The organism is Halorubrum sp. SD612 (genome assembly GCF_002135005.1).
Map to the genome: position 1 here is coordinate 1 of NZ_NEWI01000088.1, position 12,286 is coordinate 12,286.

General features: G+C 71.4%; 13 protein-coding genes and 1 pseudogene. 9 read left to right on the forward strand and 5 right to left on the reverse strand.

Annotated features, from left to right (window positions below; genetic code table 11):
- Positions 1-235: MTH865 family protein (locus B9G38_RS10740; RefSeq protein WP_086220366.1), on the reverse strand; the 235-nt coding region annotated here is incomplete at its 3' end.
- Between the two features lie 174 nt (positions 236-409).
- On the opposite strand from B9G38_RS10740, the gene B9G38_RS10745 reads away from it, so the two are divergent.
- The gene (locus B9G38_RS10745; RefSeq protein ID WP_086220367.1) at positions 410-1,468 is read left to right on the forward strand and encodes a M42 family metallopeptidase; all 1,059 of its coding nucleotides are present in this window, start codon (positions 410-412) and stop codon (positions 1,466-1,468) included.
- A gap of 7 nt (positions 1,469-1,475) precedes the next feature.
- On the opposite strand, the gene B9G38_RS10750 is transcribed toward B9G38_RS10745, so the two are convergent.
- Positions 1,476-2,777, reverse strand: a complete 1,302-nt coding sequence (locus tag B9G38_RS10750) for an MFS transporter (RefSeq protein WP_049931080.1) — start codon at positions 2,775-2,777, stop codon at positions 1,476-1,478.
- Positions 2,778-3,051: 274 nt separating this feature from the next.
- Between B9G38_RS10750 and B9G38_RS10755 the strand changes: the two genes are divergently transcribed.
- Positions 3,052-3,936, forward strand: a complete 885-nt coding sequence (locus tag B9G38_RS10755; RefSeq protein WP_086220368.1) for a substrate-binding domain-containing protein — start codon at positions 3,052-3,054, stop codon at positions 3,934-3,936.
- Between the two features lie 3 nt (positions 3,937-3,939).
- On the opposite strand, the gene purH is transcribed toward B9G38_RS10755, so the two are convergent.
- Complete coding sequence (purH, locus tag B9G38_RS10760) at positions 3,940-5,544, reverse strand: bifunctional phosphoribosylaminoimidazolecarboxamide formyltransferase/IMP cyclohydrolase (RefSeq protein WP_086220369.1); 1,605 nt, start codon at positions 5,542-5,544, stop codon at positions 3,940-3,942.
- 167 nt (positions 5,545-5,711) lie between these two features.
- Here purH and purB point away from each other — a divergent pair, with 167 nt between their 5' ends.
- Entirely contained in the window at positions 5,712-7,199 is a 1,488-nt protein-coding gene (gene purB / locus B9G38_RS10765; protein ID WP_086220370.1) for an adenylosuccinate lyase, read from the forward strand.
- A 7-nt stretch (positions 7,200-7,206) separates the two neighbouring features.
- Here purB and B9G38_RS10770 read toward each other — a convergent pair whose 3' ends face one another.
- Positions 7,207-7,857: an SDR family oxidoreductase gene (locus B9G38_RS10770; RefSeq protein ID WP_086216223.1), complete on the reverse strand. Its 651-nt coding sequence runs from the start codon at positions 7,855-7,857 to the stop codon at positions 7,207-7,209.
- A 90-nt stretch (positions 7,858-7,947) separates the two neighbouring features.
- Here B9G38_RS10770 and B9G38_RS10775 point away from each other — a divergent pair, with 90 nt between their 5' ends.
- The 6 genes from B9G38_RS10775 (at position 7,948) to B9G38_RS10800 (ending at position 11,955) form a co-directional block, all read left to right on the forward strand.
- Entirely contained in the window at positions 7,948-8,301 is a 354-nt protein-coding gene (locus B9G38_RS10775) for a zinc ribbon domain-containing protein (RefSeq protein ID WP_086220371.1), read from the forward strand.
- A 75-nt stretch (positions 8,302-8,376) separates the two neighbouring features.
- On the forward strand, positions 8,377-8,556 hold the full coding sequence (locus tag B9G38_RS10780; RefSeq protein WP_086220372.1) for a hypothetical protein: 180 nt from the start codon (positions 8,377-8,379) through the stop codon (positions 8,554-8,556).
- A gap of 29 nt (positions 8,557-8,585) precedes the next feature.
- Positions 8,586-8,882 (forward strand): hypothetical protein, encoded by a 297-nt coding sequence (locus B9G38_RS10785; RefSeq protein ID WP_086220373.1) that lies wholly within the window; start codon positions 8,586-8,588, stop codon positions 8,880-8,882.
- Between the two features lie 42 nt (positions 8,883-8,924).
- Positions 8,925-9,593: a hypothetical protein gene (locus B9G38_RS10790; RefSeq protein ID WP_086220374.1), complete on the forward strand. Its 669-nt coding sequence runs from the start codon at positions 8,925-8,927 to the stop codon at positions 9,591-9,593.
- Positions 9,594-10,271: a metal-dependent hydrolase gene (locus tag B9G38_RS10795; protein ID WP_086220375.1), complete on the forward strand. Its 678-nt coding sequence runs from the start codon at positions 9,594-9,596 to the stop codon at positions 10,269-10,271.
- A gap of 85 nt (positions 10,272-10,356) precedes the next feature.
- Positions 10,357-11,955 carry an NAD(P)/FAD-dependent oxidoreductase gene (locus tag B9G38_RS10800; RefSeq protein ID WP_086220376.1) on the forward strand — a complete coding sequence of 533 codons (1,599 nt, stop codon included), beginning with the start codon at positions 10,357-10,359 and terminating at the stop codon, positions 11,953-11,955.
- Positions 11,956-11,976: 21 nt separating this feature from the next.
- On the opposite strand, the pseudogene B9G38_RS10805 reads toward B9G38_RS10800, so the two are convergent.
- Positions 11,977-12,225, reverse strand: a pseudogene (locus B9G38_RS10805) (PAS domain-containing protein); the annotation flags it as partial.
- Positions 12,226-12,286: the final 61 nt, after the last annotated feature.

The window sequence follows — 12,286 nt, forward strand, 5'->3', positions numbered from 1 at the left end:
GCCCGTCGATGATGTCGTCGACGAGCGACTCGGCGTCGTCGTAGGGGAACTCCTGTTCGCTGCCGAGCTTCGCCGCCATCTCCATCGCGGTGAAGCTCACGTCGCCGGCCTCGAACTTCGTCGCCGGACCGTCCGGGAGGGCCGGGACGAGGTCCATCTGGTTCTCGACGGGGAAGTCTGCGCCGCCGAAGGCGTCCATGAACTGTTCGCGGAGTTCCGCTTTCACGTCGCTCATACACACGACATCCCGAGAGCGACCGCAAAAGGGTTGCGGAACAACGATAAACGTATTTAGGGTTGTCGGATGCGCGCTCGCCGACGCGGCGGGGTCGACCGGTGGAGCGGTCCCGAAGGCCGACGGTCGTGCCGGATCCTGCGGACCTTTGTCGCTGGCGCGTCAGGTGGGCGCATGGCGCGCGAGTTCGACTTCGACTTCGACCTGCTCCGAGAGCTGACCGAGGCCCGCGGCGTCCCGGGCTACGAGGACGACGTGCGCGACATCGTCCGCCGCGAGTTCGTCGACAGCGCCGACCACGTCCGGACCGACGCGATGGGAAACGTCGTCGGGACGATCGAAGGCGACTCGGATTACTCGGTCGCGGTCGCGGCCCACATGGACGAGATCGGCTTCATGGTCCGGCACGTCACCGACGAGGGGTTCGTCCAGGTCGACCCCCTCGGCGGGTTCGACGCCCGCGTCCTGCGCGCACAGCGCGTCACCGTCCACGGCGACGAGGACCTGACGGGCGTCATCGGCTCCGTCCCGCCGCACACGCTCACGGAGGAGCAGCGGGAGAAGGACGACGAGGTGAAGGACGTGTTCATCGACCTCGGGCGCGACGCGGAGGCGGTCGAGGAGTCGGTGAGCGTCGGCGACCTCGTCACCCTCGACCAGACCACGACGCGTATGGGCGACCGAGTCACCGGGAAGGCGCTCGACGACCGGATCTGCGTGTTCGCGATGCTGGAGGCCGCCCGCCGGATCGACGACCCGGCCGTGACGATCCACTTCGCGGCGACCGTCCAGGAGGAGGTCGGGCTCCGGGGTGCGAAGGCGCTCGGCGTCGACATCGACCCGGACCTCGCCGTCGCTCTCGACGTCACCGTCGCCAACGACGTGCCGCAGGTGGGCGACCCGGCCGACGCCGTCACCGACCTCGGCGAGGGGACAGCGGTGAAGCTGAAAGACTCCTCGGTGATCGCCAGCCCGAAGGTCCACAGCCGACTCACGGAGGTCGCCGAGGACGAGGGGATCGACCACCAGCACGAGGTGTTGCCCGCGGGCGGCACCGACACCGCGGGGTTCCAGAACACGGCGGGCGCGAAGCCCGTGGGCGCGATATCGATCCCGACGCGGTACCTCCACACCGTCACCGAGACGGCCGACGGCGGCGACGTGGAGGCGACGGTCGACCTGCTGACGGCCTTTTTGGAGTCCGAGACGGGCGATCACGACTACACGCTCTGAGGCGAAGTTAGTCGTCGCCGGGCGCGGCCGGACCCGGATCTCGGGCCGCGCGGTGCGCCCCGCGCGCCTGCCACGCGAACCCGGTGGTCGCGAACGCGATGAAGCCGGCCGCGAGCAGGAACCCGGTCTCGGTGGTCGTCCAGTCCATCGTGGTCCCGACGAGCACCGGCCCGACGACCTGTCCGACCTTCCACGAGACGGAACGGAGGCTCATCGCGCTCGCGACGGAGTCGTACGCCTCCCCCTCGTCGACGAACAGCGACATGCTCGCCGGCAGCCGGATCGAGTCGGCGACCCCGAGCAGCGAGTAGGCGGCGAACAGCGCGAAGAAGGCCCCGCCGAGCGTCTGGGAGTCGCCGAGGTACGAGACGGTGACCGGCGCGACGGTCCCGTCGAAGTACGCCGCGAGGGGGATGATGGCCGTGCCGACCCCGTACAGGAGCGCGCCGACCGCGACGAACAGGTAGGTGCGGTCGTAGCGGTCGGTGAGGTCCCCGACGAACCCCTGCGTGAGCGCCTTCGTCGCCTTCCCGCCCGCCATGATCCAGCCGATGGCGAACGCGGAGATGCCGAACGTCGTCCGGGCGTAGATCGGGAGGAAGATGATCACCGCCATCTTGCCGACGCTGAACGTGAACCGGAAGAAGACGAGCGCGCGCAGCATCGGGAGGCCGAGCAGCGACCGGAACGTCTCGACCCCGCCGGCGTCCTCGGGGTCCTTCCGGCCGCCGGGGTTGTCGCGCAGGAACGCGAACACCAGCACGAACGCGGCGAGCGTGACGGCGGTCAACACGACGTACGTCTCGGAGAAGCCGTAGGCGTACAGGAGGTAGCCGCCGACCAGGTCGCCCGCGAGCGACGAGAAAGAGGCGAACTGGTTGTACGAGCCGAGCCAGCGACCCTGCTCGTCGTCGGGGCTGATCTCGCCGATCACCGTCGCGCCCGTGATCCAGAGGACGCTCGCGCCGAGCCCCTGGACCATCCGCACGAGGATGATGTGAACGGAGCTGTCGACCAGCGCGAAGCCGACGAAGACGCCGACGTTGATTAGGAAGCCGCCGAGCAGCCACCGCTTCGCGTTGCCGGTGTCCACCCACCGGCCCAAGGGGAGGACGATGACGAGCTGGACGACGGCGAATGCGGTGCCGAACAGCCCCTCGATGAACCCCGTGGTCCCGAACAGGTCGGCGTACAGCGCGAGGGCGATGAGGATCGTCGAGTACGCCTGACTGCGGGCGAACGCGGTCCCGGCGAGCGCCGCGAACTCGCGGTCTCCGAGCAGCCGTACCGAGTTGCCGAACTGCGCCACGGTGGTCTCCGTCCGGAGATAACGAGACTGGGAGAGAAAAGCGGCGCAGATCCGGCGGTCCGCGTGGGGTTATCGTTTCAGCGTTTCGATACGAAAGGCGGGCGCGGCGGGTGTCCTCTCCGCCGGGACGCCCGTCCGACCCGATCGGCATCGCGGGTCGCACACGGTACAACGACAGGGTCCCGCGGTGCCGACCCGGGGCGCGCAGGTTCTCAGACTGTAACAACTTCCGGTTGCTTAATACGAAAGCGTAGACGAATTCGACTACATTCGTATGCGTCGTCGACAGTACGTGCGGGCGCTCGGTCTCGGCGGTGTCGCCTCGCTGGCGGGCTGTGCGGAGCAGACCGAGGAGCCCGCCGCCCGCCGCGGCTCGGTGACGCTCGCCACCGCCACCACGGCGTACGACAGCGGGCTGCTCCCCGTGCTGAACCGCGGGTACGCAGACCGGTTCGGAGCGTCCGTGGAAGCGGTCGTGCGCGGGACCGGCGCGTCGCTCCGCACCGCCCGCGACGGGGACTGCGACGTGGTGCTCGTCCACGCCCGGCCGCTGGAGGACGAGTTCATCGCCGAGGGGCACGGGATCAACCGGCGCAGGGTGATGGTCAACGACTTCCTGCTCGTCGGCCCGCCCGACGACCCGGCGGGTGCCGCCGGAAGCGACCCGCTGGCGGCGTTTCGGGCGATCGCCGAGACGGAGGCGACGTTCCTGTCGCGGGGCGACCGGTCGGGGACGCACATCCGCGAGCTCCGGATCTGGGACGAGGCGGGGCTCAGTCCCGGTGGCGAGTGGTACCGCGAGACCGGTCAAGGGATGGGCGAGACGCTGACCACCGCCCGGCAGTCGGGCGCGTACACCCTCGTCGACCGCGGCACCTTCCTCGCCGTCGGCGACGACGGCGTCCTGGCGCGGCACGTCGAGTCCGGAATCGACGACCCGCCGCCGCTGCTGCGGAACGAGTACGCCGTCATCCCGGTCAACCCCGCTCGGCACGACGTGGCGTACGCGCGGGCCATGTCCTACGTCGGCTACCTCACCGGCCCCGGACAGTCGCGGATCGAGGAGTTCCGGGTCGACGGGGAGCGGGCGTTCCGTCCGCTCGCCCGCTCGCCCGAGCCCGAGTTCGAGCAGTACGTCCCGAGCGACTGGGAGGGGTGACCCCTAATCGTGCCGGAAGCAGCGCGACCCGGTGAACGCCATCGCCATGTCGCGCTCGTCGGCGGCGGCGATCACGTCCTCGTCGTTGACGGAGCCGCCGGGCTGGATGACGGCCTCGATGCCCGCGTCGGCCGCCTCCTCGACCGCGTCCGGGAACGGGAAGAACGCGTCCGAGGCCATCACGGCGCCATCGGCGGACTTCCCCTCCGCGTCCTTCTCGGCCTTCATCGCGGCGAGCGTCACGGCGTCGACCCGGGACACCTGCCCCATGCCGACGCCCACCGTCTCGGTGCCCGTCGCGAAGAGGATCCCGTTCGATTTCACGTGCTTCAGCGTCTTCCAGGCGAACAGCATCGTCTCGACCTGCTCGTCGGTCGGCTCGCGCTCGGTGACGACCTCCAGGTCGTCGGCGGTCGGCGACTGCCGGTCGCGCTCCTGGACGAGGCGGCCGCCGACGACCGGCTTCTCCGTGAACCGCTCCGAGAAGCGGTCGTCGCCCGCGCCGAGCGGACCCACGTCGAGGACGCGGAGGTTCTTCTTCTCCCGGAGCACGTCGAGCGCGCTGTCGGTGTAGCCGGGCGCGACGACGACCTCCTTGAACGAGTCGGCGACCGCCGTGGCGGTGTCGGCGTCGCACTCGCGGTTCAGCGCGACGATGCCGCCGAACGCGGACTTCGCGTCCGTGCGAAGCGCGCGATCGTACGCGTCCGCGAGGTCCGACCCGACCGCGCAGCCCGCGGGGTTGGTGTGTTTGATCACCGCGGCCGCGGGCTCGTCGAACTCCTTGACGAGGTTCAGCGCGGCGTCGGCGTCGTTGTAGTTGTTGTACCCCATTCCCTTCGCGCCGGGGTTCAGCTGGGCGGCGTCGACGACGCTCGCCTCCTCGCAGCCGTCGTCGACGTACAGCGCGGCGTCCTGGTGGGGGTTCTCGCCGTACCGCAGCGTGGCGGTGCGCTCCTCGGAGACGAAGCGTCGCTCCGGGAAGTCGCCGCCCACGTCGCCCGCGACCGTGACGCGCTCCGGGCTCCCCTCGTCGTCCCGCTCGACGGTCACGCGGTCCTCGGCGAACCAGCGGACTGCCCGCGGGTACGCCGCGAACTCGGCCTCGCGGAGGACGCGCGCCTTCAGCGAGTCGGCGTCGTCGTCCTCGTACACCGGGATCGGTTCCTGGGTGACGACCGGCCCGGCGTCGACTTCCTCGGTGACGACGTGGACCGTACAGCCGGTCGTCCGGACGCCCGCGTCCAACACCTGCTCGTGGGCGTCGGTGCCGGGGAACGACGGTAGCAGCGAGGGGTGGACGTTCAGCGTCGTCGGGACGGCGTCGAGGAACTCGTCGGTGAGCACGCGCATGTAGCCGTCCAGGCAGACGAGGTCGACGTCGTAGTCGGAGAGGCGCTCGACGACCCGACGCTCGTGCGACTCGCGCGATTCGCCTTCCTCGCGCTCGACGACCTCGGTCGGGATCCGGCGCTCGGTCGCGGCCTCCAGCACCGGCGCCTGCTCGCGGTTCGTCAGGACGACCGACAGCTCCGCGCCGCCGGGCGCGGCGTCGGCGATGTGTCTGAGGTTCCGTCCCCGGTTGCTCGCGAGTCCCGCGATCTTCATACGCGAACGTCCGACCGATGGGGTATATCGATTGCGGTCCGCACCGCTGTTGTATCCACATCTGCGGATCGGAACGGGCGTCTCGTGCGACCCGACGGCGGTTCGGATCCACGTCCGTGCGTCACCCTATCGACACGCTTTTGCTGGCGCCGCGGGCAGTCGCGGACATGACCGACAACTCCGAACCGACGGCGGACGACGCCATCGCGGGGCTGTCCCGGGCGGACCCGCTCGCGGCCGTCTCGCCGCTCGACGGCCGCTACGCAGACCGGACGGCGCCGCTGTCCCCGTACGCGAGCGAGGCCGCGCTGATGCGCGCCCGGACCCGCGTCGAGGTCGAGTACCTGCTCGGGCTGGGCGCGCTCGACGCGACGCCGATCGCCTTCGACGAGGCGACCGCGGCGGCGCTCCGCGAGGTGTACGAGGCGTTCGACGCCGAGGACGCGCGGCTGGTCAAGGCCCTCGAGACCGAGGGGGCCGCGGGGTACGACGCGACCAACCACGACGTGAAGGCGGTCGAGTACTTCCTCCGCGTCCGGCTGGCGGACATCGCGGAAGGCCCCGACGCGCCGCTCGACGACGCGGAGTCGCTGTACCCGTGGATCCACTTCGGGCTCACCAGCGAGGACGTGAACAACCTCGCGCAGCGCCTCCTGCTCAAGCCCGCGGTGAGCGAGGTGATCGTCCCCGCGGTCCGCGAGGTTCGCGACGCCTTAGTCGAGCTGGCACACGAGTACCGCGACGCGCCGATGCTGGCGCGCACCCACGGCCAGCCGGCGACGCCGACCACGTTCGGCAAGGAGATGGCGGTGTACGCCGCGCGGCTCGGCCGCGCGCTCGGCCGGGTCGTCGTCGCGAACGAGGACCTCTCCGGGAAGCTCGCGGGCGCCTCGGGCACCTACGCGGCCCACCGCGCCGCCTACCCTGAGGTGGACTGGCGGGCGTTCTCCGCGTCGTTCGTGCGCGGCCTCGACCTCGAACACACCGCGCTCGCGACGCAGGTGAACCCCTGCGACGACCTCGCTGCGCTGTTCGACGCGCTGCGGGGCGTCAACAACGTCCTCCTCGATCTGGACCTCGACGCGTGGCTCTACGTCTCCGACCGATACCTCGGGCAGGAGGCCGTCGAGGGCGAGACGGGGTCGTCGACGATGCCCCACAAGGTGAACCCGATCGACTTCGAGAACAGCGAGGGGAACCTCTCGGTGGCGAACTCGGACCTGACGTTCCTCGCCGACTACGTGACGAGCTCGCGGCTTCAGCGGGACCTCTCCGACTCGACGGTCAAACGCAACGTCGGCGCCGCGCTGGCGCACTGCCTGATCGGCTACTCGAAGGCCGCGGACGGGCTCGCGACGGTCGTCCCGAACGAGAGCGTCATGCGCGAGGAGCTCGACGCGACCCCCGAGGTGATCGGCGAGGCCGTCCAGACGATCCTGCGCCGCGAGGGCGACACCGAGGCCTACGAGCGCGTGAAGGCGCTCTCGCGCGGCCGGTCGGTGACGCTCGACGACTTCCGGGAGCTGTTCGCGGACCTCGACGTCGACGACGAGGTCCGCGCGGAACTGGCGGCGCTGACGCCCGCCGGCTACACCGGGCTCGCCGACGAGCTCGTCGACGGAGTCGGCGACGCGGGCGGGTCGACGAACGAGTAGCGACGCTTCAGCGCTTGCGAACGTCGATCTCTCGCGTCGCGATCCCCTCGTGGTCGACGAGGCGGCGGTACTCCGCGGCGAGGGCTGTCGCGTCGATCGCTGTCGGTCCGGCGTCGGGACGGACGGGGGAGCCGATCCGGACGTACGTGACGGACACGTCGTCGAGGGCCGCGTCCAGCGAGAGCGCGAGCCCCCGGGCGGCCGGCGCGACCGCTCCCCACTCGACTTGCGCCGTCACGGGCGGCTCCGCGAACGTCGTCCCGCTGAAGAGGACGGTCCCCTCGGTCTCGCGGAGGTCCGGCAGCGCCGCGCGGACGCACGCCATTGACCCGGCGACGCGCACGTCGAAGAGTTCGCGGAGCCGGTCGGCGCTCGCGTCGTCGACCGGGTTCCCGCCGCCGCCCGACGCGTTCAAGACGAGCACCTCCGCGGGACCGAGCTCGTCGCGAACGCGTTCGAGGGCCGCCTCAACGGCAGCGTCGTCGGTCACGTCGGTCGGGATCGCGACGGCGTCCCCGCCGAGGTCCGCAGCGAGCGTGCGCACGTACTCCTCGGAGCGCGCCAGCAGCGCGACCGCGAACCCGTCGTCGTGGAAGCGCCGCGCGACGGCGGCCCCGATTGTCGGGCCGACGCCCGCGATCACGGCGACTCGCGTCATACCTGATCGGGGCGGCCGGCAATCATATACGTTGGGTTGCGGCGGGTGAGGGCACAAGGCGTTTACCGCTCGCTCGCGGATCCGGGCCCGATGCCCTCCGAAACCAACGACGAGACGTACTCGATATTCGGCGACGACGAACTGATCGAGAACGAGGCCGATGACGAGCGCGAAAACCGGCGAAACGACTCCGGCGGCCGCGGCGACGGGTCCGGGTCCGACGACCGCCGCGACTCGCTCGGCGGGAGCGGCGAGGACGGCTGCCCGAAGTGCGGCGGCACGGAGACGGAGACCGACGAGATCGCCACCAGCGGGACGGGACTCACCAAGATGTTCGACGTCCAGAACCGGAGCTTCGTGGTCGTCTCCTGTGCGAACTGCGGCTACTCCGAGCTGTACAAGGGCCAGTCGTCGGACAACGCGATCGACTTCTTCCTCGGGTAGGCCGCGGGGTGACGACGGACGGCCCGAACCCCCACCGAGCGATCGACTTTTGTCGGGAGCGCAACCAGCCGCGGTATGGTCTCCGTCCGACCGCTCGCGTCCCTCCCGGTCGTCGCCGCCCCCGCCCGGTACCCGTACGCCCGGCGGGTCGGCGAGGTGAACGGTGACCCGGTGCTCTGGACGATCGACGCCGCGCCCGAGGCCGCCCTCGCGACCGCGCTCGGGATCGTCAGCCTGCTCGCGGTCTCCACCTGACGAACCTGATCGCGGGCGGCGCCCGGCTGATGGCCGTCGCGCTGCTCGGCGTCAAGGCCGGGACGGACGCCGGCGCCGCGAGCGACGGCGACCGCGTCACGGTCGACCGGGGAACGGAGACGTGCGGCGCCGCCGACCGCGAGCGCGATGTCCCGGTGCGCGACGCCGGGGAACAGGCCGACGCGGGCGAGACCGCTGACGCGGGAGCGAACAGCGAGGCGGACGGGCCGGACGCCGACGACTTCGAGTTCGGCGATGACCTCGCCGATCCGCACGCGGGCGATACGGGAGGCGACGCCGACGGCCGTCGGGACGGGCGCGACTGACCCGCCCGGAGCGCTTATTCGCCTCCGAGCGTCAGGACGGACATGGCTCCGACGCTCGTGAGCGCGGCCGTGGGGGCGCTGCTCGCGGCCGCGCTGCTGGGCGACGCGTTCGATCGGCGCGCGGTCGCGGTCGTCGTCGCCGCCGCGGTCCTCCCCGGCCTCGACGCCGCCGCGAGCCTCGCCGTCCCCGGCGCGACGAACGCCCTCCTCCACGCCGTCTGGGCGCCGCTTCTCGCCGGCGGACTGCTCTACTGGGACGGGGAACTGCGCTCGGCGTCGACCCTCCGGGAGCAGGGCGGCCCCCGAGCGGTTCGGGTCGCGTGGGTCGCGCTCGCGTCGTTCGTCGTCGCCGGGGTCGGCGCGGCGCTGTTCGCGGGCGAGGGCGCGGCGCTCCTCTACCCGCTGGAGGACGCGCGCTACCTCGTCCGCGGTCGATTGGTGTTCTCGACTCAGGAGGGGGTCGTCCAGACGTTCCTGACCCCGGGCGCGACGGGGGCGGGGATCCTGCCGATCGAGCGCGTCGGCGGGGCGGTCGCCGACCCGGTCTCCTCGTGGATCAACCCCGACGGGCGACCGGGGTTCGATCCGGGTGCCGACCGCGAGTTCCGGTTCGTCGAGGCGGGGTGGCAGTTAGTCGTCGTCGCCGCCGCGGCCGCGACGCTCGCCGTCCGGTTCCGGTTCCGCGGCGAAGGCGCGGGGGTGAGCCGCTGAATGCCCTCGACAGTCGTCCACGCCGGGTTCGCGCTGCTGCTCGCGGCGGGACTGCTCGGGGCCTACTACGACCGGCGTGCGCTCGCGGTCCTGGTCGTCGTACTTGTCCTGCCGGAGGCGGACAGCTTCCTCGGGCCGATCATGCCCGGCGCGCACCGCACGGTCGGGCACAACTTCGTCTTCCCCGCGGTCGCGGCGCTGGCGCTGTACGTCGACACGCGGGTCCGGGAGCGGTCGTGGCTCCGGGACCGGCTCTCGCCGCGGTGGATCGCGGTCGCGTGGGTCGCGCTGTGCGTCCACGCGTTCGCGCACGTCGCGATCGACTGGACCCACCTCGACGGGGTGAACGCGTTCTGGCCGCTCCGCGACCGGTTCTTCCAGCTGGACGGCGAGGCGGTCTACTCGACGGCCGACGGGTTCGTCCAGACGTTCGTCGACGTGCGGGTCGACCCCGAAAGCGGGTCGCGGACCGTCGACGCGGGCGCGGGCGGCACCAGCGAGTCCGTCCACGTCAACAACCCAGTCCAGCCGCGCGACCCGGACGTCGACGTCGAGGAGCCTGTCGACCGGCGCTTCCCGATCGCGAACAGCGGGTGGCGGCTCTACCTGATCGGGCTCGGGCTGTTCGCGCTCGTCGCCCGGCGGTTCCAAGGCGACGGCGTCGCGGACGACGCCTGACGGCCCCCCGAGATCCGGGGGACTGCGGCGCCCCTAACATGGTATGACCGCAGGGTAAACCGTCCCGGACGCGTAGCGAGACGTAATGACACCCCAACCGGACGCGGACCTATCGGAGGCGACCGAGCCGCTGGCCGGGGAGTCGATCGCCGTCGTCGGCGCCGGCTTCGGCGGGCTCTCGACGGCCTCGTACCTCGCCGACGCCGGGGCGGATGTGACGGTGTTCGAGCGCAACGAGCACCCCGGCGGGTACGCCGGGCGGATCGAGCGCGACGGGTTCCGTATCGACACCGGCCCGTCGTGGTACCTCATGCCGGAGGTGTTCGACCGGTTCTTCGAACACTTCGGGCGATCGACGGACGACTACTACGACCTGGTCGAGCTCGACCCGCTGTACGAGGTGATCTGGAAGGACGGCGACCGCGCGTCGATGCCGGCCGACCGCGAGGGACAGAAGGCGCTGTTCGAGTCCTACGAGTCCGGCGCGGGCGACGTGCTCGACGACTACCTCGCCGACGCCGCGGAGGCGTACGAGCTCGGGATGGACCGGTTCGTCTACCCGAGCCGGTCGCGGCTGCGCGACATGGTCGACGCCGACGTGCTCCGGTCCGGGCGGGCGCTGCCGAAGCTCCGCGGGATGGACGACTACGTCGGCGACTACTTCGACAGCGAGAAGCTCCGGCAGATCGCGGAGTACAAGCTCGTGTTCCTCGGCGGGTCGCCGTACAACACGCCCGCGATCTACACGCTGATGAGCCACGTCGACATGAACCTCGGCGTCTACCACCCGGTCGGCGGGATCGCGAGCGTCGTCGACGCGATGGCCGACCTCGCGCGCGACCTCGGGGTCACGATCCGGACGAACGAGCCGGTGACCGCGATCGAGCCGTCGGTGCCGGCGGCGACGCCGACGTTCACCGTGGAGACGGAGCGACGCGCGATGGGCGAGTCCACCGCGGCGGCGCGGTCGGCGCGCTTCGACCGCGTCGTGGCGAACGCGCCGCCGCCGCACGTCGAGCGCGACCTCCTCCCGACCGGGACCGTCGACCGCGAGTCGTACTGGGAGTCGCGGACGTACGCGCCCTCGGCGTACCTCTCGTACATCGGCGTCGAGGGCGACGTTGACCTCGACCACCACACGCTGGTGTTCCCGACCGACTGGCGGCCGCACTTCGACGACATCTTCGACGAGCCGGCGTGGCCCGACGACCCCGCATACTACGTCCACGTCCCGTCGAAGACGGACCCCGAGGCGGCGCCCGACGGGCACGAGGCCGTCTTCCTGCTCGTCCCGCTGGCGGCCGGGTTGGAGGACGACCCCGAGACGCGCGAGCGGTTCCGCGACCTGGTGTTCGACGACCTCGCCGAACACGCCGGCGTCGACTTCCGCGACCGGATCGTGTTCGAGGAGACCGCCTGCGTCTCCGACTTCCGGCAGCGGTTCAACGCGCCCCGTGGCACGGCGCTGGCGCTGTCGCACACCCTCGAACAGACGGGGCCGCTCCGCCCCGCCCACCGCGCCCCCGGCGTCGACGGCCTCTACTACGTCGGCGCGTACACCAACCCCGGCATCGGGATGCCGATGTGCCTGCTCAGCGGCGAACACGCCGCCGAGGCGGTCGTCGAGGACGCGACCGGCGGGGGCGTGCTCCCGTCCGTCGTCCCCACGTCGACGCTGCGGTGAGGGGCGCGTTCGGAGGCGATTTTACTCGACGCCCGCGTCCGGCCCGTCGATCGGCTCCGGCTCTTGGACCGCGACCCAGTGCGTGACGGTCCCCGCGTCCCCGAACAGCGGCCGCAGCGTGACGCGGTTCGCGAAGGGAGTACCGTCCCGGCGACGGTTGCGGAGTTCGACGGTGACCGCGGACCACGTCGACAGCGCCTCGCGGAAGTCCGCGCGGGGGTCGGCGGCGGCGTCCGGATCCTGAAACAGCCGGGGGTTCCGCGAGTGGACCGGCTACTGTCTATTATCCACCTCTCCGAGCCCACGGGTCCGTACTAGACCTCGTATGCCG

Bases quoted from the DNA above. Each gene is read 5' to 3' on its own strand.
- B9G38_RS10745 (WP_086220367.1), top strand. From the start codon at position 410: ATGGCGCGCGAGTTCGACTTCGACTTCGACCTGCTCCGAGAGCTGACC.
- B9G38_RS10755 (WP_086220368.1), top strand. From the start codon at position 3,052: ATGCGTCGTCGACAGTACGTGCGGGCGCTCGGTCTCGGCGGTGTCGCC.
- purH (WP_086220369.1), bottom strand. From the start codon at position 5,544: ATGAAGATCGCGGGACTCGCGAGCAACCGGGGACGGAACCTCAGACAC.
- purB (WP_086220370.1), top strand. From the start codon at position 5,712: ATGACCGACAACTCCGAACCGACGGCGGACGACGCCATCGCGGGGCTG.
- B9G38_RS10770 (WP_086216223.1), bottom strand. From the start codon at position 7,857: ATGACGCGAGTCGCCGTGATCGCGGGCGTCGGCCCGACAATCGGGGCC.
- B9G38_RS10775 (WP_086220371.1), top strand. From the start codon at position 7,948: ATGCCCTCCGAAACCAACGACGAGACGTACTCGATATTCGGCGACGAC.
- B9G38_RS10780 (WP_086220372.1), top strand. From the start codon at position 8,377: ATGGTCTCCGTCCGACCGCTCGCGTCCCTCCCGGTCGTCGCCGCCCCC.
- B9G38_RS10785 (WP_086220373.1), top strand. From the start codon at position 8,586: ATGGCCGTCGCGCTGCTCGGCGTCAAGGCCGGGACGGACGCCGGCGCC.
- B9G38_RS10790 (WP_086220374.1), top strand. From the start codon at position 8,925: ATGGCTCCGACGCTCGTGAGCGCGGCCGTGGGGGCGCTGCTCGCGGCC.
- B9G38_RS10795 (WP_086220375.1), top strand. From the start codon at position 9,594: ATGCCCTCGACAGTCGTCCACGCCGGGTTCGCGCTGCTGCTCGCGGCG.
- B9G38_RS10800 (WP_086220376.1), top strand. From the start codon at position 10,357: ATGACACCCCAACCGGACGCGGACCTATCGGAGGCGACCGAGCCGCTG.